At 70.6% G+C, this 25,650-nt stretch carries 22 protein-coding genes and 2 pseudogenes; 18 read left to right on the forward strand and 6 right to left on the reverse strand.

The annotated features are described in order from the left end of the window. Positions 1–21: 21 nt before the first annotated feature. Together ACFYZB_RS09490 and ACFYZB_RS09495 are read right to left on the reverse strand one after the other, a co-directional pair. Positions 22–1,668: a hypothetical protein gene (locus ACFYZB_RS09490; protein ID WP_351211653.1), complete on the reverse strand. Its 1,647-nt coding sequence runs from the start codon at positions 1,666–1,668 to the stop codon at positions 22–24. A gap of 212 nt (positions 1,669–1,880) precedes the next feature. After that, the gene (locus ACFYZB_RS09495; RefSeq protein WP_351211651.1) at positions 1,881–4,082 is read right to left on the reverse strand and encodes an elongation factor G-like protein EF-G2; all 2,202 of its coding nucleotides are present in this window, start codon (positions 4,080–4,082) and stop codon (positions 1,881–1,883) included. Between the two features lie 241 nt (positions 4,083–4,323). Between ACFYZB_RS09495 and pgsA the strand changes: the two genes are divergently transcribed. The 15 genes from pgsA (at position 4,324) to ACFYZB_RS09570 (ending at position 19,756) form a co-directional block, all read left to right on the forward strand. Continuing rightward, complete coding sequence (pgsA, locus tag ACFYZB_RS09500; RefSeq protein ID WP_351211707.1) at positions 4,324–5,040, forward strand: phosphatidylinositol phosphate synthase; 717 nt, start codon at positions 4,324–4,326, stop codon at positions 5,038–5,040. Then, positions 5,037–5,945, forward strand: coding sequence for a phosphatidylinositol mannoside acyltransferase (locus ACFYZB_RS09505; protein WP_388756228.1), 909 nt, complete (start codon positions 5,037–5,039; stop codon positions 5,943–5,945). Before pgsA ends, ACFYZB_RS09505 begins: the two co-directional genes overlap by 4 nt. Continuing rightward, a complete protein-coding gene (locus tag ACFYZB_RS09510; RefSeq protein ID WP_388756231.1) occupies positions 5,942–7,102 on the forward strand; it encodes a glycosyltransferase family 4 protein in 1,161 nt (386 codons plus the stop codon). Before ACFYZB_RS09505 ends, ACFYZB_RS09510 begins: the two co-directional genes overlap by 4 nt. 118 nt (positions 7,103–7,220) lie before the next feature. After that, positions 7,221–7,763, forward strand: coding sequence for a hypothetical protein (locus ACFYZB_RS09515; RefSeq protein WP_388756233.1), 543 nt, complete (start codon positions 7,221–7,223; stop codon positions 7,761–7,763). Between the two features lie 126 nt (positions 7,764–7,889). Next, a complete protein-coding gene (gene pdxS / locus ACFYZB_RS09520; protein ID WP_351559350.1) occupies positions 7,890–8,795 on the forward strand; it encodes a pyridoxal 5'-phosphate synthase lyase subunit PdxS in 906 nt (301 codons plus the stop codon). A 28-nt stretch (positions 8,796–8,823) separates the two neighbouring features. After that, entirely contained in the window at positions 8,824–9,420 is a 597-nt protein-coding gene (gene pdxT, locus ACFYZB_RS09525) for a pyridoxal 5'-phosphate synthase glutaminase subunit PdxT (RefSeq protein WP_388756237.1), read from the forward strand. A gap of 60 nt (positions 9,421–9,480) precedes the next feature. After that, entirely contained in the window at positions 9,481–10,233 is a 753-nt protein-coding gene (locus ACFYZB_RS09530) for a YebC/PmpR family DNA-binding transcriptional regulator (RefSeq protein WP_228618861.1), read from the forward strand. 145 nt (positions 10,234–10,378) lie between these two features. Next, on the forward strand, positions 10,379–10,918 hold the full coding sequence (ruvC, locus tag ACFYZB_RS09535; protein WP_323376788.1) for a crossover junction endodeoxyribonuclease RuvC: 540 nt from the start codon (positions 10,379–10,381) through the stop codon (positions 10,916–10,918). Beyond that, positions 10,915–11,520 carry a Holliday junction branch migration protein RuvA gene (gene ruvA / locus ACFYZB_RS09540; protein ID WP_351211638.1) on the forward strand — a complete coding sequence of 202 codons (606 nt, stop codon included), beginning with the start codon at positions 10,915–10,917 and terminating at the stop codon, positions 11,518–11,520. The genes ruvC and ruvA overlap by 4 nt, the downstream gene beginning before the upstream one ends. 26 nt (positions 11,521–11,546) lie before the next feature. After that, positions 11,547–12,629, forward strand: coding sequence for a Holliday junction branch migration DNA helicase RuvB (gene ruvB / locus ACFYZB_RS09545; RefSeq protein ID WP_388756529.1), 1,083 nt, complete (start codon positions 11,547–11,549; stop codon positions 12,627–12,629). Between the two features lie 188 nt (positions 12,630–12,817). Then, on the forward strand, positions 12,818–13,321 hold the full coding sequence (gene yajC, locus ACFYZB_RS09550; protein WP_388756242.1) for a preprotein translocase subunit YajC: 504 nt from the start codon (positions 12,818–12,820) through the stop codon (positions 13,319–13,321). Positions 13,322–13,462: 141 nt separating this feature from the next. Beyond that, a complete protein-coding gene (gene secD / locus ACFYZB_RS09555; RefSeq protein ID WP_388756531.1) occupies positions 13,463–15,265 on the forward strand; it encodes a protein translocase subunit SecD in 1,803 nt (600 codons plus the stop codon). Between the two features lie 3 nt (positions 15,266–15,268). Beyond that, complete coding sequence (secF, locus tag ACFYZB_RS09560) at positions 15,269–16,369, forward strand: protein translocase subunit SecF (RefSeq protein ID WP_388756245.1); 1,101 nt, start codon at positions 15,269–15,271, stop codon at positions 16,367–16,369. Next, the gene (locus tag ACFYZB_RS09565; RefSeq protein ID WP_388756248.1) at positions 16,366–16,905 is read left to right on the forward strand and encodes an adenine phosphoribosyltransferase; all 540 of its coding nucleotides are present in this window, start codon (positions 16,366–16,368) and stop codon (positions 16,903–16,905) included. Before secF ends, ACFYZB_RS09565 begins: the two co-directional genes overlap by 4 nt. Positions 16,906–17,218: 313 nt before the next feature. Then, complete coding sequence (locus ACFYZB_RS09570; protein ID WP_351211630.1) at positions 17,219–19,756, forward strand: bifunctional (p)ppGpp synthetase/guanosine-3',5'-bis(diphosphate) 3'-pyrophosphohydrolase; 2,538 nt, start codon at positions 17,219–17,221, stop codon at positions 19,754–19,756. Between the two features lie 87 nt (positions 19,757–19,843). On the opposite strand, the gene ACFYZB_RS09575 is transcribed toward ACFYZB_RS09570, so the two are convergent. Together ACFYZB_RS09575 and ACFYZB_RS09580 are read right to left on the reverse strand one after the other, a co-directional pair. Further along, positions 19,844–21,073: a DUF349 domain-containing protein gene (locus ACFYZB_RS09575; protein ID WP_388756250.1), complete on the reverse strand. Its 1,230-nt coding sequence runs from the start codon at positions 21,071–21,073 to the stop codon at positions 19,844–19,846. 155 nt (positions 21,074–21,228) lie between these two features. Then, on the reverse strand, positions 21,229–22,059 hold the full coding sequence (locus tag ACFYZB_RS09580; RefSeq protein WP_351211626.1) for a peptidylprolyl isomerase: 831 nt from the start codon (positions 22,057–22,059) through the stop codon (positions 21,229–21,231). Positions 22,060–22,229: 170 nt separating this feature from the next. Here ACFYZB_RS09580 and ACFYZB_RS09585 point away from each other — a divergent pair, with 170 nt between their 5' ends. Then, on the forward strand, positions 22,230–22,937 hold the full coding sequence (locus ACFYZB_RS09585) for an MBL fold metallo-hydrolase (protein WP_388756252.1): 708 nt from the start codon (positions 22,230–22,232) through the stop codon (positions 22,935–22,937). 12 nt (positions 22,938–22,949) lie between these two features. After that, positions 22,950–24,212, forward strand: coding sequence for a histidine--tRNA ligase (gene hisS, locus ACFYZB_RS09590; protein WP_351211622.1), 1,263 nt, complete (start codon positions 22,950–22,952; stop codon positions 24,210–24,212). Between the two features lie 40 nt (positions 24,213–24,252). Here the strand turns inward: hisS and ACFYZB_RS09595 are convergent. Together ACFYZB_RS09595 and ACFYZB_RS09600 are read right to left on the reverse strand one after the other, a co-directional pair. Further along, positions 24,253–24,458, reverse strand: a pseudogene (locus tag ACFYZB_RS09595) (LuxR C-terminal-related transcriptional regulator); the annotation flags it as partial. Continuing rightward, positions 24,459–24,811, reverse strand: a pseudogene (locus tag ACFYZB_RS09600) (ATP-binding cassette domain-containing protein); the annotation flags it as partial. Positions 24,812–24,956: 145 nt separating this feature from the next. On the opposite strand from ACFYZB_RS09600, the gene ACFYZB_RS09605 reads away from it, so the two are divergent. Then, entirely contained in the window at positions 24,957–25,613 is a 657-nt protein-coding gene (locus ACFYZB_RS09605) for a vitamin K epoxide reductase family protein (RefSeq protein ID WP_351211620.1), read from the forward strand. Positions 25,614–25,650 lie beyond the last annotated feature (37 nt).

The raw sequence follows: 25,650 nt of genomic DNA on the forward strand, positions 1-25,650 counted from the left end.
GCCCTCTGCCGAGGGCACCGCTCACGCGTCGTACAGATCGGCCTTCTTCGGCGTGGGGTCCTGCACCAAGCCGCTGAGGACGCCCGACCGGGTGCCGAACTTCTCCGTGTCCACGCCGTTCTCCTCCAGCACTCTGATCGCCGCCGAGTGCACCACCCGCAGCACCGGTGTGGCCGCACGCAGCGCGTCGTCGGCCATGAAGCGGTGCCGCCAGGGCTGGTCGGCCCAGGCGTGCCGCAGACCGAACGGCTCGGGCAGGACGAGCGAGCCGCCGAGCCAGTTGAGCAGCGGCGGGTACCAGCTCAGCGGTGCGCGCGTGGCGAGCCGGACCACCTCGTCCGTGGTGACCAGCGGCAGCATGATCTTCCTGGTCTCCCAGGGCTTGAGGGACTTGGCGACCTCCTTGCTCGGCGGCTCCGGCTTGGAGGTGAACAGAGAGTTCACCGGCCCCAGCGCGTGCCCGGTCACCTCGATGCGCAGCGTCTCGTGCAGCACCGTCACCGTGATCAGCATGGTGAGCACCAGCTGTCCGTCCCACAGCGTCCACTGCACGCCCAGATAGTGCCGGTCGCCGCTGCCGAACTGCTGCTTGTTGCAGATCTCCTGTATCGCGTGCGGCTTGACCTGGAAGGCCTCGACGTCGGTGCCCTCGGGCCGGGACACCTCCGCGGCCTTCTCACCGATCGGCGTGACGATCCAGTGCTTGATGGACGGCTTGGGGAAACCGCCGGTGTTCAGCGGGCCGCGCTCCAGCAGGGCGAGCTGGTCGTGGATCGCGCGTATGACGTCCCAGCTGCGGAACGGGTGGATCTCCCGCGTCGGGTCGGCGGGCACCAGGTCCTCGGCGAGCTGCCAGGCGCCCCAGCGGGTGCCCATGCCGAGTATGCCCTTGGGGCCGGCGTAGAAGACCGAGTTGGACTGCTGCTCGGCGCTGAGCCGGGCCAGCGACTGGCGCAGCTCCTCGGCCGCCGTCTGGTTGGGTCCGCGCGGCACGGCCTCGGGGACCTTGGCACCGACGCTGGTGCCCGAGAGCAGGCCGGCCCAGCGGGCCCGCAGGTCCTTGGCCGTGCGCTCGCAGATCTGCTTGGCCCAGAACCAGCCGAGCACCGGGAGCGCGACGCACGCCCGGGCGTACCACGCCCAGAAGCCGGTGAACGGCATCTTGATCAGGAACAGCGCGGCGAGCAGGCCGACCCCCAGGAGCAGGGCGGTGGCGAGCGCACCCGCCCGCCTGTCCTCGCGGGTGGCGACGAACGTGCGCAGCTGGAAGACGAGCAGCCAGGCGATCAGCCCGGGCAGGAAGAGCACACCGCACAGGACCGTCACGGTGGTCAGGCGGTTGTCGCGCTCCCGGCGGATGTTGTTGGCCGCGAGGCAGTGCTCGACGACGAACTGCGGCTCGGACCCGAAGGACTGGATGAGCGGCTTGCGGCCGGGAGCGAGCATCCGGGCGACCACGGCCCGCGAGAACGCCTCACCCAGATTGGGCCGCAGCAGCGCGATCCTGCCGGGCTTGAGGGTCGACTCGTGCCACTCGTTGTCGGCCTTCTTGATCTCCTCCATCGGGCTGTCCCGGTACGCCGCGGAGGCCAGCGCGGCGGTCGCCGCCTGACTCGCGTCGCCCGAGACGGGCACCTGGGGCCCGTCCCACTCCGTTCCCAACGACATTACCGCCCCCATCACCGCCGGTGTCGCTTCTGCGGCCTTCCCGACTTCCCTGCTCCGCACACCTGTTGAACAGGCCGTCGCGCCGACTACCCGTCACAACCGGACGACTGCGGCACGACGCGATCAGGTGATCAGCGTATCCGCCGCCACCGACAACCGGCGGGCGGACGGCCGAAGCCGTCCGCCCGCGCACCCGGCTCGCGGGTGCCGAACTACGCGTTGTCACCCGCCTGTTCGCGAATCCGTTCGGCGATCTGCGGCGGCATCGGCTCGTGCCGGGCGTAGACGCGGTCGAACCGTGCCGTGCCGTGCGACAGCGAGCGCAGGTCGACCGCGTACCGGCCGATCTCGAACTCGGGCACCTCCGCCTTGATCACGGTCCGCCCCGAGCCCACCTGTTCGGTGCCGAGCACCCGGCCGCGCCGGCTGGACAGGTCGCTCATGACGGCGCCCACGTAGTCGTCGCCGACCAGCACGGACACCTCGGCCACCGGCTCCAGCAGATGGATCCTCGCGTCGGCCGCGGCCTCGCGCAGCGCGAGCGCGCCCGCGGTCTGGAAGGCGGCGTCCGAGGAGTCCACCGAGTGCGCCTTGCCGTCCAGCAGTGTGACCCGCACGTCCACCAGCGGATATCCGGCGGCGACGCCCTTGGCGGCCTGCGCGCGTACGCCCTTCTCCACGGACGGGATGAACTGGCGGGGTACGGCCCCGCCGACCACCTTGTCCACGAACTCGATGCCCGAGCCGCCGGGCAGCGGCTCCACCTCGATCTCGCAGATGGCGTACTGCCCGTGCCCGCCGGACTGCTTCACGTGCCGCCCGCGCCCGGAGGCCCTGCCCGCGAACGTCTCCCGCAGGGAGACCTTGTGCGGGACGACGTCGACCTGGACGCCGTAGCGGCTGCGCAGCCGCTCCAGGGCGACGTCCGCGTGGGCCTCGCCCAGGCACCACAGGACCACCTGGTGGGTGTCCTGGTTCTGCTCCAGCCGCATGGTGGGGTCCTCGGCCACCAGCCGGGACAGGCCCTGCGAGAGCTTGTCCTCGTCGGCCTTGCTGTGCGCCTGGATGGCGAGCGGCAGCAGCGGGTCGGGCATCCGCCAGGGCTCCATCAGCAGCGGGTCGTCCTTCGCGGAGAGCGTGTCCCCGGTCTCGGCCCGGCCGAGCTTGGCCACGCACACCAGGTCGCCGGCGACGGCGTGCGTCACCGGCCGCTGCTGCTTGCCGAACGGCATGGACAGGGCCCCGACCTTCTCGTCGACGTCGTGGTCCTCGTGTCCGCGGTCGGTCAGCCCGTGCCCGGAGACGTGCACCGTCTGGTCGGGTCGCAGGGTGCCGGAGAAGACGCGGACCAGGGAGACGCGGCCGACGTAGGGGTCGGAGGAGGTCTTGACGACCTCGGCGACCAGCGGGCCACCGGTGTCGCACGGCTTCAGCTCGCGGGCCTTGCCGTCGATCGTGGTGACGTCGGGCAGCGGGTGCTCGAACGGGGTCGGGAAGCCGCCCGTGACCAGCTCCAGCAGCTCGACCGTGCCGAGGCCGTGTTTGGCGCCCTCGGCGGCGGGGGCGGCGGCCAGGACGGGGAAGAACGTGCCGCGGGCGACGGCCCGCTCCAGGTCCTGGATCAGGGTCTTGACGTCGACCTGCTCGCCGCCGAGATAGCGGTCCATGAGGGTTTCGTCCTCGCTCTCGGCGATGATCCCCTCGATGAGCCGGTTGCGGGCCTCCTCGATGTCCGGCAGCTGGTCCTCGCCGGGCTCGGACTCCTTGCGCTCCCCGGTCGAGTAGTCGAACAGCTTCTGCGACAGCAGCCCGACCAGCCCGGTCACGGGCGCGTGCCCGTCGGGACCCTCGGGGCCGCGCAGCGGCAGGTACAGCGGCAGTACCGCGTCGGGGTCGTCGCCGCCGAAGGCCTCCGCGCAGATCCGGGTCATCTCCTCGAAGTCCGCGCGCGCGGCCTCCAGGTGCGTGATCACGATCGCGCGCGGCATGCCGACGGCCGCGCACTCCTCCCAGACCATCCGGGTGGAGCCGTCCACGCCGTCCGAGGCCGAGACGACGAAGAGGGCCGCGTCCGCGGCGCGCAGACCGGCCCTGAGCTCCCCGACGAAGTCGGCGTATCCGGGGGTGTCGAGCAGGTTGATCTTGATGCCGTCCCATGCGACCGGCACCAGGGAGAGCTGTACGGAGCGCTGCTGCCGGTGCTCGATCTCGTCGTAGTCCGAGACGGTGCCGCCGTCTTCCTTGCGGCCCGCCCGGTTCACCGCCCCCGCGGTCAGCGCGAGGGCCTCCACCAGGGTCGTCTTGCCCGAACCGGAGTGGCCGACCAGCACCACGTTCCGTACGGATGCGGGCTGGTCGGCCTCAAGAGCCCTGCCGGCGGCCCCGGGGTGGTGTGTCTGAGTCTTGTCGCCCATGATCCTGCCTCCCGTGCACGGTGAGGTCACTGTGGGCGCGGACACGCGGGACCCGCGTGCACTGGCGGCTCCGGCGACGCCCGCGGTTATTCGAGCTTTCCACTCCCGTCACGCTGCGTCCATACGAACGACAACCGCGCACGCCGAACGCGCCACGCACGCCCCGCGCACGGCGGCGCGCGCCGGTTCGCACCACGGGCTGCGGGTGCCCGCCCGCCACGCGCACGCGCGCGTGGCTACGATGGGCCAGCCGGAGGCCACCAGGGCCGCGGCGACACCGACCGTCGGGAAGGCCATGCTGAACAAGTACGCGCGTGCATTCTTCACGCGTGTCCTCACACCGTTCGCCGCGTTTCTCATCCGGCGGGGCGTCAGCCCCGACACGGTCACCCTCATCGGCACGGCCGGTGTGGTCGCGGGCGCACTGGTCTTCTACCCCCGGGGCGAGTTCTTCTGGGGCACGGTCGTGATCACCCTGTTCGTCTTCTCCGACCTGGTCGACGGCAACATGGCCCGTCAGCTGGGCCGCTCCAGCCGCTGGGGCGCCTTCCTGGACTCCACCCTCGACCGGGTCGCCGACGGTGCGATCTTCGGCGGGTTCGCCCTCTGGTACGCGGGCAACGGCGACGACAACGCGCTGTGCGCCGTCTCGATCTTCTGCCTGGCGAGCGGCCAGGTGGTGTCGTACACCAAGGCGCGCGGCGAGTCGATCGGGCTTCCCGTCGCCGTCAACGGCCTTGTCGAGCGCGCCGAGCGGCTGGTGATCTCGCTGGTCGCGGCCGGCTTGGCGGGCCTGCACACGTTCGGTGTGCCCGGCATCCAGTGGCTGCTGCCGATCGCCCTGTGGATCGTCGCCGTCGGCAGCCTCGTCACGCTCATCCAGCGGGTCGTCACCGTCCGCCGAGAGTCCGCGGAGGCGGAGGCGGCGGCCCAGCAGAACGCCGAGGCCGCGAAGTGAGCGCCGGGGAACGGCTCACGGACGCGCTGTACGGGCTCGGCTGGAGCACCGTCAAGAAGCTCCCCGAGCCGGTCGCGGTCCGGCTCGGGCGGACCATCGCCGACGTCACCTGGAAGCAGCGCGGCAAGGGCGTACAGCGCCTGGAGTCGAACTACGCGCGCGTGCTGCCCGGCGCCGGCCCGGAGCGCCTGGCCGAGCTCTCGCGCGCGGGCATGCGCTCCTACCTGCGCTACTGGATGGAGTCGTTCCGGCTGCCCGCCTGGAGCCGGGAGCGCGTGAAGTCGGGCTTCGACGCCAAGGACATCCACTTCCTGACCGACGGACTGGCCGCCGGCGAGGGCGTGATCCTCGCGCTGCCGCACATGGCCAACTACGACCTGGCCGGCGCCTGGGTCACGACCAAGCTGGAGACGCCGTTCACGACGGTCGCCGAGCGGCTCAAGCCCGAGACGCTGTACGACCGTTTCGTCGCCTACCGCGAGGGCCTCGGCATGGAGGTCCTGCCGCACAGTGGTGGCTCCGCCTTCGGCACCCTGGCCCGCAGGCTGCGCGACGGCGGCCTGGTCTGCCTGGTCGCCGACCGGGACCTGTCCGCCTCCGGCGTCGAGGTCGACTTCTTCGGCGAGAAGACCCGGATGCCCGCGGGCCCGGCCCTGCTCGCCCAGCAGACCGGGGCGCTGCTGCTCCCCGTCACGCTCTGGTACGACGACTCGCCCGTCATGCAGGGCCGGGTCCACCCCCCGGTCGAGGTACCCGAGTCAGGTACCCGGGCCGAGAAGACGTCTGTCATGACACAGGCGCTGGCCGACGCCTTCGCCACCGGGATCGCCGACCATCCGGAGGACTGGCACATGCTGCAGCGGCTGTGGCTCGCCGACCTCGACCCCGCGAAGGGACCCTCGTGAGAATCGGGATCGTCTGCCCGTACTCCTGGGACGTGCCCGGCGGCGTCCAGTTCCACATCCGCGACCTCGCCGAGTACTTCCTCCGGCTCGGCCACGACGTCTCCGTGCTCGCCCCGGCCGACGACGACACTCCGCTGCCGCCGTACGTCGTCTCGGCCGGCCGCGCGGTCCCGGTGCCGTACAACGGCTCGGTGGCCCGCCTGAACTTCGGTTTCCTGTCGGCCGCGCGGGTACGGCGCTGGCTGCACGAGGGCGCCTTCGACGTGGTCCACATCCACGAGCCGACCTCGCCCTCGCTGGGCCTGCTGACCTGCTGGGCGGCCTCCGGTCCGATCGTGGCCACCTTCCACACCTCCAACCCCCGCTCGCGCGCGATGATCGCCGCGTACTCCATCCTCCAGGCCGCCCTGGAGAAGATCAGCGCCCGGATCGCGGTCAGCGAGTACGCCCGCCGGACGCTGGTCGAGCACCTCGGCGGGGACGCGGTGGTCATCCCCAACGGCGTCGACGTGGACTTCTTCGCCAAGGCCGAGCCGAAGCCGGAGTGGCAGGGCGACACCATCGGCTTCATGGGCCGGATCGACGAGCCCCGCAAGGGCCTGCCCGTGCTGATGAGGGCCCTGCCGAAGATCCTGGCGGCCCGCCCGCAGACCCGGCTGCTGGTCGCGGGCCGCGGCGACGAGGAGGCGGCCGTCGAGGAGCTGCCGCGGGAGCTCCGCGCCCGCGTCGAGTTCCTCGGCATGATCAGCGACGAGGACAAGGCGCGCTTCCTGCGCAGCGTCGACCTGTACGTCGCGCCCAACACCGGCGGCGAGAGCTTCGGCATCATCCTGGTCGAGGCGATGTCGGCGGGCGTCCCCGTCCTCGCCTCCGACCTGGACGCCTTCGTACAGGTCCTCGACCAGGGCGAGGCGGGCGAGGTCTTCGCCAACGAGGACGCCGGCGCGCTCGCCGAGGCCGCCGTACGGCTCCTGGCGGACCCGGAGCGCCGCGCCGAGCTGCGCGACCGCGGCAGCTCCCACGTACGGCGCTTCGACTGGTCGACGGTCGGCGCGGACATCCTCTCGGTGTACGAGACCGTCACGACCGGTACGGCGGCGGTGGCCACGGACGAGCGGACCGGACTGCGCGCGCGCTTCGGGCTGGCGCGGGACTGAGCCGCCGTCCGGCGCAGGGCATGCCCACGGCCCTCGGCCGTCTCGGAGGGGTGCGCACCCCGGTCGATGGCCTTCGGCCGGCTCAGGGGGCGCATGCCCCAGCCGATAGCCTTCGGCCGTGACCGCAACCCTCATCTGGATCCTCGTCGCACTCGTCGCGATCGGCGTGTACCTGAGCTGGACCGCCGGGCGGCTGGACCGGCTGCACGTGCGGATGGACGCCGCGCGGGCCGCGCTCGACGCGCAGCTGCTGCGCCGGGCCTCCGTCGCGCAGGAACTGGCCACCTCGGGCGTGCTGGACCCGGCCGCCTCGATCGTGCTGTACGAGGCCGCACACGCCGCCCGGCAGGCCGAGGAGGAGCAGCGGGAGGTCGCCGAGAGCGAGCTGAGCCAGGCGCTGCGCGCGGTCTTCGCGGACCCGGCCCAGGTGGAGGCCGTACGCGAGGCCCCCGGAGGCGAGGAGGCGGCCCGTGAGCTGGCCGAGGCCGTCCGCCGGGTCCCGATGGCCCGCCGCTTCCACAACGACGCCGTGGGGGCCGCCCGCAGGCTCCGCGAACACCGCAAGGTCCGCTGGTTCCGGCTGGCCGGCCACGCCCCGTTCCCGCTGGCCTTCGAGATGGACGACGAGCCTCCCGCTGCCCTGGTGGAGCGGGCCTCCTGAACCCCGGGGGAACCCTCCCTGGACCAAAAGGATCCACCGGCTTGCCATTGGCCCTTGCTGTGGCCTGGTCCACTCGCGTTTCCTCGTCGGTGCAGAAAACCCTCTTTCCCATCAGTGAGGTCACCCGTGTCCACCATCGAGAACCAGGCTCCCGAGACCGGCACCGCGCGCGTGAAGCGCGGCATGGCCGAGCAGCTCAAGGGCGGCGTGATCATGGACGTCGTCACGCCGGAGCAGGCGAAGATCGCCGAGGACGCGGGCGCCGTCGCCGTCATGGCCCTGGAGCGGGTCCCGGCCGACATCCGCAAGGACGGCGGCGTGGCCCGTATGTCCGACCCGGACATGATCGAGGGCATCATCAACGCCGTCTCGATCCCGGTCATGGCCAAGTCCCGCATCGGCCACTTCGTCGAGGCCCAGGTGCTGCAGTCCCTCGGCGTCGACTACATCGACGAGTCCGAGGTCCTCACCCCGGCCGACGAGGTCAACCACTCCGACAAGTGGGCCTTCACCACGCCGTTCGTGTGTGGTGCCACCAACCTGGGCGAGGCTCTGCGCCGCATCGCCGAGGGCGCCGCGATGATCCGCTCCAAGGGCGAGGCCGGCACCGGCAACGTGGTCGAGGCCGTCCGCCACCTGCGCCAGATCAAGAACGAGATCGCCCGCCTGCGCGGCTTCGACAACCACGAGCTGTACGCCGCCGCCAAGGAGCTGCGCGCCCCGTACGAGCTGGTCAAGGAGGTCGCCGAGCTGGGCAAGCTCCCGGTGGTGCTGTTCTCCGCCGGCGGCGTGGCCACCCCGGCCGACGCGGCCCTGATGCGCCAGCTCGGCGCCGAGGGCGTCTTCGTCGGCTCCGGCATCTTCAAGTCCGGCGACCCGGCCAAGCGCGCCGCCGCCATCGTGAAGGCCACCACCTTCTACGACGACCCGAAGATCATCGCGGACGCGTCCCGCAACCTCGGCGAGGCCATGGTCGGCATCAACTGCGACACCCTCCCCGAGACCGAGCGCTACGCGAACCGCGGCTGGTAATCCCACCCCAGAGGACTGCACGAAACACATGACTGACGCACCCGTCATAGGCGTCCTGGCCCTCCAGGGCGACGTACGGGAGCACCTCATCGCCCTGGCCGCGGCCGACGCCGTGGCCAGGCCGGTGCGGCGCCCCGAGGAACTCGCCGAGGTCGACGGCCTCGTCCTGCCCGGCGGCGAGTCCACCACCATCTCCAAGCTGGCCGTCCTCTTCGGCGTGATGGAGCCCCTCCGCGCGCGCGTGGCCGACGGCATGCCCGTCTACGGCACCTGCGCGGGCATGATCATGCTCGCCGACAAGATCCTCGACCCGCGCTCGGGCCAGGAGACGATCGGCGGCATCGACATGATCGTGCGCCGCAACGCCTTCGGCCGGCAGAACGAGTCGTTCGAGGCCGCGGTCGACGTGCAGGGCATCACGGGCGATCCTGTGGAGGGCGTCTTCATCCGCGCCCCCTGGGTGGAGTCCGTGGGCGCCGAGGCCGAAGTGCTCGCCGAGCACGACGGCCACATCGTCGCCGTCCGCCAGGGCAACGCGCTCGCCACGTCGTTCCACCCGGAACTGACCGGCGACCACCGCGTGCACTCCCTCTTCGTCGACATGGTGCGCGCCGACCGGGCGTGAGAGTCCTTGTAGGATCTCTGACGTTCGTACAGAGATTGGTTACGCGAAGGAGACAGGCAGATGTCCGGCCACTCTAAATGGGCCACGACGAAGCACAAGAAGGCCGTGATCGATGCCAAGCGCGGCAAGCTCTTCGCGAAGCTGATCAAGAACATCGAGGTCGCGGCGCGTATGGGCGGCGTCGACCTCGACGGCAACCCGACGCTCTACGACGCCGTCCAGAAGGCCAAGAAGCAGTCGGTGCCCAACAAGAACATCGACTCCGCGATCAAGCGCGGCGGCGGTCTCGAGGCCGGCGGCGCCGACTACGAGACGATCATGTACGAGGGCTACGGCCCGAACGGTGTCGCGGTGCTCATCGAGTGCCTCACCGACAACCGCAACCGCGCCGCCTCCGACGTCCGCGTCGCCATGACCCGCAACGGCGGCTCCATGGCCGACCCGGGCTCGGTGTCCTACCTGTTCAACCGCAAGGGCGTCGTCATCGTCCCCAAGGGCGAGCTGACCGAGGACGACGTGCTCGGCGCCGTCCTGGACGCCGGTGCCGAGGAAGTCAACGACCTCGGCGAGAACTTCGAGGTGATCAGCGAGGCCACCGACCTGGTCGCGGTCCGCACCGCCCTCCAGGAGGCCGGCATCGACTACGAGTCCGCCGAGGCCAACTTCGTCCCGACCATGCAGGTCGAGCTGGACGAGGAGGGCGCCAAGAAGATCTTCAAGCTGATCGACGCGCTCGAGGACAGCGACGACGTGCAGAACGTCTTCGCGAACTTCGACGTGAGCGACGAGATCATGGAGAAGGTCGACGCCTGACGCTGCCGCGGGCTTCGCAGGTCTCACGGGCCGACGGGACAACCCGTCGGCCCGTCGCCGTGCCGGGCGCCGGTGCGCGGCGTTGTCAGTGGCAACCGATAGCCTGCACAAACAGCTGAGCGAGTCGGCGAAGGGAGGGGGCGCGGTGCGCGTACTGGGGGTGGACCCCGGGCTGACCCGGTGCGGTGTCGGCGTCGTCGAGGGGGTCGCGGGCCGCCCGCTGACCATGCTCGGCGTCGGCGTCGTGCGCACGCCCGCGGACGCCGATCTCAGCCACCGCCTGCTCGCGGTCGAGCAGGGCATCGAGCAGTGGCTGGACGAGCACCGCCCCGAGTTCGTCGCCGTCGAGCGCGTCTTCAGCCAGCACAACGTGCGCACCGTGATGGGCACCGCCCAGGCCAGCGCCGTGGCCATGCTGTGCGCGGCCCGGCGCGGCATCCCCGTCGCACTGCACACCCCGAGCGAGGTCAAGGCCGCCGTCACCGGCTCCGGACGCGCCGACAAGGCCCAGGTCGGCGCCATGGTCACCCGGCTGCTCCGGCTCTCCGCGCCCCCGAAGCCGGCCGACGCCGCCGACGCCCTCGCGCTCGCCATCTGCCACATCTGGCGCGCCCCCGCCCAGAACCGGCTCCAGCAGGCGGTCGCCCGCCACACAGTCCACGCAACGAAAGGCCGTACGGCATGATCGCCTTCGTCAGCGGCACGGTCGCCGCGCTCGCCCCCGACGCCGCGGTCGTCGAGGTCGGCGGCGTCGGCATGGCCGTCCAGTGCACGCCGAACACGCTGTCCACGCTCCGCATGGGCCGGCCCGCCAAGCTGCACACCTCGCTCGTCGTCCGCGAGGACTCGCTGACCCTGTACGGCTTCGCCGACGACGACGAGCGCCAGGTCTTCGAACTGCTCCAGACCGCGAGCGGAGTCGGCCCGCGCCTGGCCCAGGCCATGCTCGCCGTGCACACCCCGGACGCGCTGCGCCGCGCCGTCGCCACCGGTGACGAGAAGGCCCTCACCGCCGTCCCCGGCATCGGCAAGAAGGGCGCGCAGAAGCTGCTGCTGGAGCTCAAGGACCGGCTCGGCGAGCCCATCGGCGCACCCGCGGTCGGCGCCCCGGTCACCCAGGGCTGGCGCGACCAGCTGCACGCGGCCCTCATCGGCCTCGGCTACGCCACCCGCGAGGCCGACGAGGCCGTTGCCGCGGTGGCTCCCCAGGCCGAGGCCGCGGGCGGCACCCCGCAGGTCGGACAGCTGCTGAGGGCCGCCCTCCAGACCCTGAACCGCGCCCGCTGACCCCACGACGATCGAGGCACATGCACATGAACCGGGACGACTCGACCGACACCCCCGCCTCCGAGCGGCTCGTCGGTGCGTCCGCCGACCGGGAGGACCAGGCCGTCGAGGCCGCGCTGCGCCCCAAGGACCTCGGCGAGTTCATCGGCCAGGAGAAGGTCCGCGAACAGCTCGACCTCGTCCTGCGGGCCGCACGCGCGCGTGGCGCCACCGCCGACCACGTGCTGCTCTCCGGCGCGCCCGGTCTCGGCAAGACCACCCTGTCGATGATCATCGCAGCCGAGATGGGTGCCCCCATCCGCATCACCTCCGGCCCCGCCATCCAGCACGCCGGCGACCTCGCCGCGATCCTCTCCTCCCTCCAGGAGGGCGAGGTCCTCTTCCTCGACGAGATCCACCGCATGTCCCGGCCCGCCGAGGAGATGCTGTACATGGCGATGGAGGACTTCCGTGTCGACGTCATCGTCGGCAAGGGCCCCGGCGCCACCGCGATCCCGCTGGAGCTGCCGCCGTTCACCCTGGTCGGCGCCACCACGCGCGCGGGCCTGCTGCCGCCCCCGCTGCGCGACCGCTTCGGCTTCACCGCGCACATGGAGTTCTACGAGCCGCACGAGCTGGAGCGGGTCGTGCACCGCTCGGCGAGCCTGCTGGACGTGGAGATCGAGCCGGACGGCGCCGCCGAGATCGCCGGCCGCTCCCGGGGCACGCCCCGCATCGCCAACCGCCTGCTGCGCCGCGTCCGCGACTATGCGCAGGTCAAGGCGGACGGCGTGATCACCCGTGAGATCGCCGGGGCGGCCCTCGCCGTCTACGAGGTCGACGCGCGCGGTCTCGACCGCCTCGACCGCGCCGTCCTCCAGGCCCTGCTGAAGCTCTTCGGCGGCGGCCCGGTCGGCCTGTCCACGCTCGCCGTCGCGGTGGGGGAGGAGCGGGAGACCGTCGAGGAAGTCGCCGAACCGTTCCTCGTCCGGGAGGGACTGCTGGCCCGTACCCCGCGCGGCCGGGTCGCCACGCCGGCCGCCTGGGCTCACCTCGGTCTGACCCCGCCGCCCTCGGCGAGCGGGGGGACGACCGGAGGAAACGGACAACAGGACCTGTTCGGGGGCTGACGGCGCGATGATGTCCTGGGACGGCGAGGGCATTGGCCCGGGCAGGAACTCAGGTGCCATGCTGAGCGTTGTTCCATGCACGCGGACTCGCTTAGACTCCGCCGATGCCGCCTTTGCGGGCGGCGCCGACCCACACCCCCATCAACAGGCCGCTCTCCGTCGCGGTCGCGCGAAGGAAACCCCGTCCCGTGAATGCCTTTACCCTTCTCCCCTTCATCGTGCTCATCGCGGCCATGTTCCTCATGACGCGCTCGGCCAAGAAGAAGCAGCAGCAGGCTGCCAACATGCGGAACGAGATGCAGCCCGGCTCCGGTGTCCGCACGATCGGGGGGATGTACGCGACGGTCAAGGAGGTCAACGAGGACACGGTCCTCCTCGACGCCGGCCCGGGCGTCGAGCTCCTCTTCGCCAAGAACGCGATCGGCGCCGTCCTCACCGACGACGAGTACAACCGCATCGTCCACGGCATCGAGCACGACCTGAAGTCCGACGCCGACATCGTCCCGGACGACGCCTCCTCCCTCACCGAGACCGACGAGTCCGACTCGCCCGCTGCCGCCGCCTCCGACGACAAGGCCGTCGACCTCGGTAAGAAGGACGCCGACGAGGACGGCGCCGACACGGCCGAGGCCGCCGAGGCCGAGGCGGACGCCGAGCCGAAGAAGACCGACGGCGACTCCGACGCGAAGTAGTCACGCCCCGGTGGTGCGCCGCGCGGCATAATCGCGCCCCGCGCACCACCGGGCGTCTGTTTCCCGTACGGAACAGCCCGACACCATGTCATGGCCGACCGCGCCGACCGCGTGGGGCGGCCCGAGAGGGAGTACGAGAAGGTGGCAGCACCTAAGAGGGGCCGGAGCGCGAGCGCCCAGAGCAAGCCAGGGCGCTCGCTGGCCCTCATCCTGATCGCCATCGTGGCGCTCACCGGAGGCATGTTCCTGTCCGGGAACAAGACTCCGCGTCTCGGCATCGACCTCGCCGGTGGCACGAGCATCACACTCAAGGCGAAGGCCGACCAGGGGTCCGCGGTCAACAAGGCCAACATGGACACCGCGGTCGACATCATGAACCGCCGTGTCAACGGCCTCGGCGTCTCCGAGGCGGAGGTGCAGACCCAGGGGACCGACAACATCATTGTCAACATCCCCAAGGGCACCAACTCCAAGGAAGCCCAGCAGCAGGTCGGCACCACCGCCAAGCTGTACTTCCGCCCGGTCCTGGCCAGCCAGCCCAGCGTGGGCGCCACGCAGAGCCCGTCGCCGAGCGCCTCCCCGAGCGGCAGCTCCAAGCCGAGCACGAGCCCCTCCGCCTCTTCCTCCCCCAAGGAGAAGGCGTCGTCCTCCTCGGGGTCCTCCACCGCGTCCCCCAAGGCCTCGGCGACCTCCCAGGGCCGCGCCGTCACCGACGCGCTGAAGGCGGGCTCCACCCCGACGCCGAGCACGTCCGCCTCCGGCAGCCCCAAGGCGTCGGCCACCCCCTCGGCCACCCCGTCGGCCTCCTCCGGCGCCGGCGCGGCCGCCGCCAAGCTGCAGGCCCAGTACGCCGCCCTGGACTGCACCAAGCCCGCCGAGCGGGCCAAGGTCGGAGGCGCCGCCAAGCCCGGCGAGCCCACCATCGCCTGCGGCCAGATCCACAAGGTCTGGTACAAGTACGTGCTCGGCCCGGCCGCCGTCGACGGCACCGAGGTGAAGAAGGCGCAGGCCGTCTTCGACACCCAGGGCGCCTCCGGCTGGCAGGTCCAGATGACCTTCAGCTCCAGCGGTGCCAAGAAGTTCGCGGACATCACCGGTGAGCTGGCGAAGAACCAGTCCCCGCAGAACGAGTTCGGCATCGTGCTCGACGGCGAGGTCGTCTCCAGCCCGTTCGTGCAGTCGGCCATCACCGGCGGCCAGGCGGAGATCTCCGGCAGCTTCACCCAGCAGGACGCCCAGAGCCTCGCCAACATGCTGTCGTACGGCGCCCTGCCGCTCTCCTTCCAGGAGCAGTCCGTCACCACCGTCACCGCCGCGCTCGGCGGCGAGCAGCTGCACGCCGGTCTGCTGGCCGGTGCGATCGGACTCGCCCTGGTCGTGATCTACCTGGTCGCCTACTACCGCGGCCTGTCGGTCGTCGCCATGGCCTCCCTGGTCGTCTCGGCGATCCTCACCTACGTGATCATGTCGCTGCTCGGTCCGGCCATCGGCTTCGCGCTGAACCTGCCGGCCGTCTGCGGTGCCATCGTCGCCATCGGTATCACCGCGGACTCGTTCATCGTGTACTTCGAGCGCATCCGGGACGAGATCCGCGAGGGCCGCTCGCTGCGCCCCGCCGTCGAGCGGGCCTGGCCGCGCGCCCGGCGCACCGTCCTCGTCTCCGACTTCGTGTCGTTCCTGGCCGCCGCCGTCCTGTTCATCGTGACCGTCGGCAAGGTCCAGGGCTTCGCGTTCACGCTCGGCCTGACCACCCTGCTCGACGTCGTCGTCGTCTTCCTGTTCACCAAGCCGCTGATGACGCTCCTCGCCCGCCGCAAGTTCTTCGCGAACGGCCACAAGTGGTCCGGTCTCGACCCGCAGAGCCTGGGTGCCAAGCCACCGCTGCGCCGCACCCGCCGTCCCGCCGGTCCCGCCGCCGGCCCTGTCGACCCGAAGGAGGCCTGAGCGATGTCGAAACTCGGCAACCTCGGCGCTCGACTGCACCGCGGCGAGATCTCGTACGACTTCGTCGGCAAGCGCAAGATCTGGTACGGCGTCTCCATCCTGATCACCATCACGGCCATCCTCGGCCTGGCGGTGCGCGGGCTGAACATGGGCATCGAGTTCAAGGGCGGCGCGGTCTTCACCACGCCGACCCACATGAGCACCTCGGTGACCCAGGCGGAGAACTACGCCAAGGAGGCCTCCGGCCACGAGGCGATCGTGCAGAAGCTCGGCAACGGCAGCCTGCGCATCCAGATCGCCGGCATCGACACCGGCCAGTCCGACAAGATCAAGCAGGAGCTGGCCAAGGACCTGAACCTCAACCCCGAGAAGCTCGCCGCCGACCTGGTCGGACCGAGCTGGGGCCAGCAGATCGCCAACAAGGCCTGGGAAGGCCTGGCGATCTTCATGGTGCTCGTCGTGATCTACCTGGCCATCGCCTTCGAGTGGCGCATGGCCATCGCGGCCCTGGTCGCGCTGATCCACGACATCACGATCACCACCGGCATCTACGCCCTCGTCGGTTTCGAGGTCACTCCCGGTACGGTCATCGGTCTGCTGACCATCCTCGGTTACTCGCTCTACGACACGGTCGTCGTCTTCGACAGCCTCAAGGAGCAGACGAAGGACATCACCAAGCAGACCCGCTTCACCTACAGCGACATCGCCAACCGGTCGATCAACGGCACCCTGGTCCGCTCCATCAACACCACGGTCGTCGCCCTGCTGCCGGTCGCGGGCCTGCTGTTCATCGGCGGTGGCTTCCTCGGCGCCGGCACGCTGAACGACATCTCGCTGTCGCTGTTCGTCGGCCTCGCGGCCGGTGCCTACTCGTCGATCTTCATCGCCACGCCGCTCGTCGCCGACCTCAAGGAGCGCGAGCCGGCGATGAAGGCCCTGACCAAGCGGGTCATGGCCAAGCGCGCCCAGGCCGCCGCCGAGGAGGACCTCGCCACGGATCGCGCCGACGACGACGATGCCGCCCCTGCCGTCGTGGGCCCCCGCAACCAGTCCGCGTCCCGCAGCCGGGGCCGCGGCCGGCCCTCCGGAGGGAAGCGCCGATGACCGAGATCAGGGAGCTGCTGCTCAGCCGCATCCGGGACGTCGCCGACTACCCGGAGCCGGGTGTGCTGTTCAAGGACATCACCCCGCTCCTGGCGGACCCGGCGGCCTTCACCGCCCTCACCGACGCACTGGCCGAGATCGCCGCCGACACCGGCGCGACCAAGGTCGTCGGCCTGGAGGCCCGGGGCTTCATCCTGGGCGCCCCGGTCGCCGTGCGCGCGGGTCTCGGCTTCATCCCGGTCCGCAAGGCGGGCAAGCTGCCCGGAGCGACGCTGCGCCAGGCGTACGACCTGGAGTACGGCTCGGCCGAGATCGAGGTGCACGCGGAGGACCTGGCGGCCGGTGACCGCGTCCTGATCGTGGACGACGTCCTCGCCACGGGCGGTACGGCCGAGGCCGCGATCCAGCTCATCCAGCGGGCCGGTGCCGAGGTCGCGGGCCTGGCGGTGCTGATGGAACTGGGCTTCCTGGGCGGCCGCGCCCGGCTGGAGCCGGCGCTGAGCGGCGCCCCGCTGGAGGCCCTGCTCCAGCTCTGACCGCCTGCCCTGCACAAGCGGCCTCGGCTTCGCCGTAGGCCGCTTTGTGCTTCCCGTTTGTGTTTCCGCACGCCCGGTGGGCCGGAGCCGGTCGCTCGGGAAGGAACCCCCGGCGGACGGTCCACCGCCAGGACACCCCCCGCACGCCTCCGAATCACCCGGAATCCACGTCCCGGAATCCGGCGGAAGCCCCCCGCGTTGCACAGGTGGACGGTCCTCACTTCCGCCTGAAGGCGATGACCAGCCGCAGGATCGCTACCATGGGGTCTCCGGAGCCTGACCGGGGGACCCGGATCGCGCACGAGGAGCCCTCTTGCCAGACGAGGCCCAGCACCTGACCGCCGCAAAGCCCGAGTCCGCCTCGGCCGCCGCGGCGAAGCCCGCGCCGCACGTGTCCAACGCGAAGAACGACACCCGCGGGCCGATCGAGCACGCCCAGTCCGCGCCCGTGGAAAAGGCTGCCGAGGCCTCGCGTCCCAAGCCGGCCCCGCCCGAGCGTCCGGCCCAGCCGCCCGTGGTGCGCCCGCCCGTGGTCCAGCCCGGCCGCACCGGCTCCTCCAACCGCGTCCGCGCCCGCCTGGCCCGCCTCGGCGTGCAGCGCGCGAACCCCTACAACCCGGTTCTCGAGCCGCTGCTGCGGATAGTGCGCAGCAACGACCCGAAGATCGAGAACTCGACCCTGCGGCAGATCGAGCGCGCCTACCAGGTCGCCGAGCGCTGGCACCGCGGCCAGAAGCGCAAGAGCGGCGACCCGTACATCACGCACCCGCTCGCCGTCACCACCATCCTCGCCGAGCTGGGCATGGACCCGGCCACGCTCATGGCGGGACTGCTGCACGACACCGTCGAGGACACCGAGTACGGCCTCGACCAGCTGCGCCGCGACTTCGGCGACACCGTCGCCCTGCTCGTCGACGGCGTCACCAAGCTGGACAAGGTCAAGTTCGGCGAGGCCGCGCAGGCCGAGACCGTGCGCAAGATGGTCGTGGCCATGGCCAAGGACCCGCGCGTCCTGGTCATCAAGCTCGCCGACCGCCTGCACAACATGCGCACCATGCGCTACCTGAAGCGCGAGAAGCAGGAGAAGAAGGCGCGCGAGACGCTCGAGATCTACGCGCCGCTCGCCCACCGGCTCGGCATGAACACCATCAAGTGGGAGCTGGAGGACCTCGCGTTCGCGATCCTCTACCCCAAGATGTACGACGAGATCGTCCGGCTCGTCGCCGAGCGCGCGCCCAAGCGGGACGAGTACCTCGCCATAGTGACCGACGAGGTCCAGGCCGACCTCCGGGCCGCCCGTATCAAGGCGACCGTCACGGGGCGCCCGAAGCACTACTACAGCGTCTACCAGAAGATGATCGTGCGGGGCCGCGACTTCGCCGAGATCTACGACCTGGTGGGCATCCGTGTCCTGGTCGACACGGTCCGCGACTGTTACGCCGCCCTCGGCACCGTGCACGCGCGATGGAACCCGGTCCCCGGCCGGTTCAAGGACTACATCGCGATGCCCAAGTTCAACATGTACCAGTCGCTGCACACGACGGTCATCGGGCCCAACGGCAAGCCGGTCGAGCTGCAGATCCGCACCTTCGACATGCACCGCCGCGCCGAGTACGGCATCGCCGCGCACTGGAAGTACAAGCAGGAGGCCGTCGCCGGCGCCTCCAAGGTCCGTACGGACGTGCCCAAGGCCTCCGGCAAGGACAAGGACGCCATCAACGACATGGCGTGGCTGCGGCAGTTGCTGGACTGGCAGAAGGAGACGGAGGACCCGGGCGAGTTCCTGGAGTCCCTGCGCTTCGACCTGTCCCGCAACGAGGTCTTCGTCTTCACCCCCAAGGGCGACGTCATCGCCCTGCCCGCGGGGGCCACCCCCGTCGACTTCGCCTACGCCGTCCACACCGAGGTCGGCCACCGCACCATAGGGGCGCGGGTCAACGGCAGGCTCGTACCGCTCGAATCCACCCTGGACAACGGCGACCTGGTGGAGGTGTTCACCTCCAAGGCGCCCGGCGCCGGACCGTCCCGCGACTGGCTCGGCTTCGTCAAGTCGCCCCGGGCGCGCAACAAGATCAGGGCCTGGTTCTCCAAGGAGCGCCGGGACGAGGCGATCGAGCAGGGCAAGGACGCGATCGTCCGGGCGATGCGCAAGCAGAACCTGCCGATCCAGCGCATCCTCACCGGGGACTCCCTCGTCACCCTCGCGCACGAGATGCGCTACTCGGACATCTCCGCGCTGTACGCGGCGATCGGCGAGGGCCATGTCTCCGCCCAGCACATCGTGCAGAAGCTCGTGCAGGCCCTCGGCGGCGAGGAGGCGGCCACCGAGGAGATCGACGAGGCGGTCCCGCCGTCCCGCAGCCGGGGCCGCAAGCGCCGCTCCAGCGCCGACCCGGGTGTCGTCGTCAAGGGTGTCGACGACGTGTGGGTCAAGCTGGCCCGCTGCTGCACGCCCGTGCCCGGCGATCCGATCATCGGGTTCGTCACGCGGGGCAGCGGCGTATCGGTTCACCGCAGCGACTGCCTCAACGTCGAGTCGCTGTCCCGGGAGCCGGAGCGGATCCTCGACGTCGAGTGGGCGCCGACCCAGTCCTCGGTCTTCCTGGTCGCCATCCAGGTCGAGGCACTGGACCGCTCCCGCCTGCTGTCGGACGTCACGCGCGTCCTGTCCGACCAGCACGTCAACATCCTCTCGGCGGCCGTCCAGACCTCCCGCGACCGGGTGGCCACCTCCCGGTTCACCTTCGAGATGGGCGACCCGAAGCACCTCGGCCACGTCCTGAAGGCCGTACGAGGTGTGGAGGGCGTGTACGACGTGTACCGCGTGACCTCCGGACGTTCCCGGTCGTAAGCAGCCGTGTAATCGAGTCGTCGGCAGCCCATGTGAAAGGCCCCGTACGCGCCGTACGGGGCCTTTCACAGTGCGCACCGGGGGACTTCAGCCGCCGAACTCCTGCAGGCCCTTGAGAGCCTGGTCCAGGAGCGCCTGGCGGCCCTCCAGCTCGCGCTCCAGCTTGTCGGCCTTGGAGCTGTTGCCCTGGGCGCGGGCCTGCTCGATCTGCGCCCTCAGCTTGTCGACGGCGGCCTGCAGCTGACCGGTCAGACCCTCGGCACGCGCGCGTGCCTCCGGGTTCGTCCGGCGCCACTCGGCCTCCTCGGCCTCCTGGATCGCCCGCTCGACCGCGTGCATCCGGCCCTCGACCTTCGGACGCGCGTCCCGCGGGACATGGCCGATGGCCTCCCAGCGCTCGTTGATCGAGCGGAAGGCGGCCCGCGCGGACTTCAGGTCGCCGATCGGCAGGAGCTTCTCGGCCTCCTCGGCCAGCTCCTCCTTCAGCTTCAGGTTCTCGGTCTGCTCCGCGTCCCGCTCGGCGAAGACCGAGCTGCGGGCGGCGAAGAACACGTCCTGGGCGCCGCGGAAGCGGTTCCACAGGTCGTCCTCGTGCTCGCGCTGGGCACGGCCCGCGGCCTTCCACTGCGCCATCAGGTCGCGGTAGTGGGCCGCCGTCGGACCCCAGTCCGTCGAACCGGACAGCGCCTCTGCCTCGGCGACCAGCCGCTCCTTGGTCCGGCGGGCCTCCTCGCGCTGCGCGTCCAGCTGCGCGAAGTGCGCCTTGCGCCGCTTGGAGAACGCCGACCGGGCGTGCGAGAAGCGATGCCACAGCTCGTCGTCCGACTTGCGGTCCAGACGCGGCAGCCCCTTCCAGGTGTCCACCAGCGCCCGCAGCCGCTCACCGGCCGCCCGCCACTGGTCGGACTGCGCCAGCTGCTCCGCCTCGGCGACCAGGTCCTCCTTGGCCTTGCGGGCCTCGTCGGACTGCTTGGCCCGCTGCTGCTTGCGCTCCTCACGGCGGGCCTCGACGGTCTCCACCAGCTTGTCCAGCCGCCCCCGCAGCGCGTCCAGATCGCCGACCGCGTGATGCGCGTCGATCTGCTCGCGCAGGTGGCCGATCGCGGCCTGGGCGTCCTTCGCCGACAGGTCGGTGGTCTGTACTCGCTTCTCGAGGAGGCCGATCTCGACAACCAGGCCCTCGTACTTGCGCTCGAAGTAGGCCAGCGCCTCCTCGGGGGAGCCGGCCGCCCAGGAACCGACGACCTTCTCGCCGTCGGCCGTACGCACGTACACGGTCCCCGTCTCGTCGACGCGGCCCCACGGGTCGCTGCTCACAGCGCCTCCTCCACATGATGCCTGCGGGGGGCCTCAGCACCCCCGGGCATCGTCCACAGTTTCGTCACGGCCAACATAGGCGACCAGCGGGTTGCCTGTCCGCATCCAGCGCGACCGAAATTCCGCAGTTGGCCGTCATGGTCTTTACAAAGGTGTCAGGACTTCGTCACCGTCGCCTTGTTGATCACCACGGTGGCGTTGGGGGCGGTGTTGCCGGAGGTCGGATCGGCCGCCTGGGCGCCCGCGGCGGCGATCTTCTGCAGCACCTTCATGCCCGCGTCCGACACCGTGCCGAACGGGGTGTAGCTGGGCGGCAACGGGCTGTTCTTGTAGACCAGGAAGAACTGGCTGCCGCCGGTGTGCTTCTGACCGGTGTTGGCCATCGCCACCGTGCCCGCCGGGTACGTGTTGCCCTTCAGGCTCTTGTCCTTCAGGTTCTCGTCCGGAAGCGTGTAGCCCGGCCCGCCCATGCCGGTGCCCTGCGGATCGCCGCACTGGAGCACGAAGATACCGTCCGTGGTCAGACGGTGGCACTTGGTGTGGTCGAAGAAGCCCTGGCCCGCCAGGAAGTTGAACGAGTTCACGGTGTGCGGGGCGGCGGCCGTCTTCAGTGCGATGTCGATGTCACCGCACGTCGTGGCGAGCTTCATCGTGTACTTCGCCGACGTGTCGATCGTCAGCGCCGGCTCCTTCTTCCAGTTCAGCTTCTTCGCCGAGCCGGCCGCCGGCTTCGCGCACGGGTCCGGGGCCTTGCTGGTGGGCGTGGCGCTGGGCGTGACGTCGGCGGCGGTGTTGGTCTTCTTGCCGTCGCCCTTCAGCACGTCCGTCGTGTACAGCACGACGCTGCCGATGACGATCACGCCCAGCACCGACGCGATCACGGAGTTGCGCACGCGGGCCTTGCGGCGCGCCTGGGTGCGCCGCTGCTGCTGCCGCAAGAACTTCTCCCGGGCGAGCTGACGCCGCCGCTGCTCCTGGCTGACCACCGGGTTCTCTCCTCATGCGTGTCGTGTGTCGACCGGTACGCGTGCGTGCTCGTGAGCCGACCGTTGCGTGTAGCCCCGTACCGTATATGGGTTCGCTGAGGAAACGGCAGCGCCGGTAGGCTCTGGACCACAGCTTGTGGCCACCCGTATCGACACAACGAAGGACGATCGTGCTCATTGCCGGGTTCCCCGCCGGGGCCTGGGGGACGAACTGTTATCTCGTCGCCCCCGCCGCCGGTGAGGAGTGCGTGATCATCGACCCCGGCCACCAGGCCGCCGAAGGCGTCGAGGAAGCACTGAAGAAGCATCGGCTCAAGCCCGTCGCCGTCGTCCTCACCCACGGGCACATCGATCACGTGGCCTCGGTCGTCCCGGTCTGCGGCGCGCACGACGTGCCGGCCTGGATCCACCCCGAGGACCGGTACATGATGAGCGACCCCGAGAAGGCGCTCGGCCGGTCCATCGGGATGCCGCTGATGGGCGAGCTGACCGTGGGGGAGCCGGACGACGTCCGGGAGTTGACGCATGGCACCACCCTCGAACTGGCCGGACTGGAGTTCTCCGTCGCGCACGCGCCGGGCCATACCAAGGGGTCGGTGACCTTCCGGATGCCCGAGACCGCCGACATCCCGTCGGTGTTCTTCTCCGGGGATCTGCTGTTCGCCGGCTCCATCGGACGCACCGACCTGCCGGGCGGATCCATGGAGGACATGCTCGAGTCGCTGGCCCGCGTGTGCCTGCCGCTCGACGACACCACCGTGGTGCTGTCCGGACACGGCCCCCAGACGACCATCGGCCAGGAGCGCGCCGCCAACCCCTATCTGCGGCAGGTGGCGGCCGGCCAGGGAGCCTCCCCGGCTCCCCGACGAGGAATGTGACGAGAGATTTCCGTGAGCACTTTCAAGGCCCCCAAGGGCACCTACGACCTGTTGCCGCCGGACAGCGCCAGGTTCCTGGCCGTCCGCGAGGCGATCGCCGCGCCGCTCAGGAGCTCCGGCTACGGCTACATCGAGACGCCCGGTTTCGAGAACGTGGAGCTGTTCGCGCGCGGCGTCGGTGAGTCCACCGACATCGTCACGAAGGAGATGTACGTCTTCGAGACCAAGGGCGGCGACAAGCTGGCCCTGCGCCCGGAGACGACCGCGCCCGTGCTGCGCGCGGTCCTGGAGGCCAACCTGTACAAGACGGGCAACCTCCCGGTGAAGGTCTGGTACTCGGGCTCGCAGTACCGCTACGAGCGCCCCCAGAAGGGCCGCTACCGGCACTTCTCCCAGGTCGGCGCCGAGGCGATCGGCGCGGAGGACCCGGCCCTCGACGCCGAGCTGATCATCCTGGCCGACCAGGCGTACCGCTCACTGGGCCTGCGTGACTTCCGCATCCTGCTGAACAGCCTCGGCGACAAGGAGTGCCGTCCGGTCTACCGGGCCGCGCTCCAGGAGTTCCTGCTCGGCCTCGACCTGGACGAGGACACCCGCCGCCGTGTGGACATCAACCCGCTCCGGGTCCTCGACGACAAGCGCGAGTCGGTGCAGAAGCAGCTGACCGGCGCGCCCCTGCTGCGCGACTACCTGTGCGACGCCTGCAAGGCGTACCACGAGGAGGTCCGCGAGCTGATCACCGCGGCGGGCGTTTCCTTCGAGGACGACCCGAAGCTGGTGCGCGGCCTGGACTACTACACCCGCACCACCTTCGAGTTCGTGCACGACGGCCTCGGCTCGCAGTCGGCGGTGGGCGGCGGCGGCCGCTACGACGGCCTGTCCGAGATGATCGGCGGCCCCTCGCTGCCGTCGGTCGGCTGGGCCCTCGGCGTCGACCGCACGGTCCTCGCCCTGGAGGCGGAGGGCGTGGAGCTGGACCTCCCGTCCACGACGTCGGTGTACGCCGTCCCGCTCGGCGAAGAGGCCCGCCGGGTGCTGTTCGCGAAGGTCACCGAGCTGCGCAAGGTCGGCATCTCGGCGGACTTCAGTTACGGCGGCAAGGGTCTGAAGGGCGCCATGAAGAACGCCAACCGCAGCGGCGCCCGCTACGCCCTCGTGGCCGGCGAGCGCGACCTCGCCGAGGGCGTCGTCCAGCTCAAGGACATGGAGTCCGGCGAGCAGTCGGCGATCGGTGTCAACGAGATCGTGGCGGAACTGGAGTCCCGGCTCGGTTGAGTGGGCTGTGAGGGGGTCGCCGGGGACCCCGGCGCCCCCCTCACTGTTCCAGCAGCCCGTACCGCATCGCGCTTGTCACGGCCGCCGTACGGTCGTCCACACCCAGCTTGCCGAAGATCCGCAACAGGTGGGTCTTCACGTCGACTCGCCGATGTACAGGCGCCGGCCCACCTCCGCGTTCGTGCAGCCCTCCGCCACCAGCCCCAGTACCGCCGTCTCCCGCTCCGACAGCCGGGGGCGTTCCGGCTCCTCGGGGCTGCGCGGGCGGGGGTAGTAGCGGGCGAAGTGCCGTACGGTCTCGCCCACCGTCAACTCCGCGGGCGTCGATTCGTCCTGCCGGACGATTCCCACACGGGATCTCCACGCGCGCGTGCCCGTCGCCGGGTCCGCGCCGGGGACGGACACCTCACCCCGTCCCGTGACCGGTTGCCCTGAGGGATCTCCACCGTGGTGCTCTTGCCGGCGCCGTTGGGCCCGAGCAGGCCGAACACCTCACCGTGCCGGATGCCGAGGTCCAGCCCGTCCACCGCGGTCACGCCCCCGTACCGCTTGCGCAGCCCCCGGACGTCCACCGAGAGTTCGTTCGCGTGTGCTGTCATGACCGCGAGCATCGGCCGGAACCGAGCGCTCCGGGACCACCGTGCGTACGTCCTTATGTCCTTCGAACGGTGGACACACGCGTGTGTGCGGCACAATGAGCCGTGCCCGAAGATGGTCCAACTCTCAAGTGACGGAATCGGCGTGATGAGCAAGACGACAGTCAACGACGTCTCCACGGAGTCGGGTCCCGAGCGTGCCGCCGACGCCCCGCGCACGGTGGGCGGCAGCCGTGCCTTCGCCCTGCTGCTGGTGATCACCGGCGCGGCCGGACTGCTGGCCGCCTGGGTCATCACGCTCGACAAGAACAAGATCCTCGAGGCGAAGCTCGCCGGGAAGACGTTCACGCCGGGCTGCAGCGTCAACCCGATCGTGTCCTGCGGCAGCGTCATGGAGAGCAAGCAGGCGGCGGCCTTCGGTTTCCCGAACCCCTGGCTCGGCCTGGTCTGCTACGGCATCGTCATCTGCGTCGGCATGAGCCTGCTGGGCCGCGCCCGGTTCCCGCGCTGGTACTGGCTGACGTTCGACTTCGGCACGCTCTTCGGCGTCGGCTTCGTCACCTGGCTGCAGTTCCAGTCCCTGTACCGGATCAACGCGCTGTGCCTGTGGTGCTCCCTGGCGTGGGTCGCGACGATCACCATGTTCTGGTACGTGACCTCGTTCAACGTCCGCAACGACTTCCTGCCGGCCCCGCGCTGGCTGAAGTCGTTCTTCGGCGAGTTCACCTGGGTGGTGCCGGTCACGCACTGCGGCATCATCGCCATGCTGATCCTGACCCGCTGGGGCAGCCAGCTCTGGGCCTGACCCCGGGCCGCACGGCATTGTCAGTGCCGTGTCTTAG

Source organism: Streptomyces sp. NPDC001852 (assembly GCF_042891825.1).
In the GTDB taxonomy this organism is placed as follows: domain Bacteria; phylum Actinomycetota; class Actinomycetes; order Streptomycetales; family Streptomycetaceae; genus Streptomyces.

Coding starts and splice junctions, on each gene's coding strand:
- pgsA (WP_351211707.1), top strand. CDS start 4,324: ATGGGCCAGCCGGAGGCCACCAGGGCCGCGGCGACACCGACCGTCGGG.
- ACFYZB_RS09490 (WP_351211653.1), bottom strand. CDS start 1,668: ATGTCGTTGGGAACGGAGTGGGACGGGCCCCAGGTGCCCGTCTCGGGC.
- ACFYZB_RS09530 (WP_228618861.1), top strand. CDS start 9,481: ATGTCCGGCCACTCTAAATGGGCCACGACGAAGCACAAGAAGGCCGTG.
- ACFYZB_RS09605 (WP_351211620.1), top strand. CDS start 24,957: ATGAGCAAGACGACAGTCAACGACGTCTCCACGGAGTCGGGTCCCGAG.
- ACFYZB_RS09565 (WP_388756248.1), top strand. CDS start 16,366: ATGACCGAGATCAGGGAGCTGCTGCTCAGCCGCATCCGGGACGTCGCC.
- ruvB (WP_388756529.1), top strand. CDS start 11,547: ATGAACCGGGACGACTCGACCGACACCCCCGCCTCCGAGCGGCTCGTC.
- pdxT (WP_388756237.1), top strand. CDS start 8,824: ATGACTGACGCACCCGTCATAGGCGTCCTGGCCCTCCAGGGCGACGTA.
- secF (WP_388756245.1), top strand. CDS start 15,269: ATGTCGAAACTCGGCAACCTCGGCGCTCGACTGCACCGCGGCGAGATC.
- ACFYZB_RS09495 (WP_351211651.1), bottom strand. CDS start 4,082: ATGGGCGACAAGACTCAGACACACCACCCCGGGGCCGCCGGCAGGGCT.
- ruvA (WP_351211638.1), top strand. CDS start 10,915: ATGATCGCCTTCGTCAGCGGCACGGTCGCCGCGCTCGCCCCCGACGCC.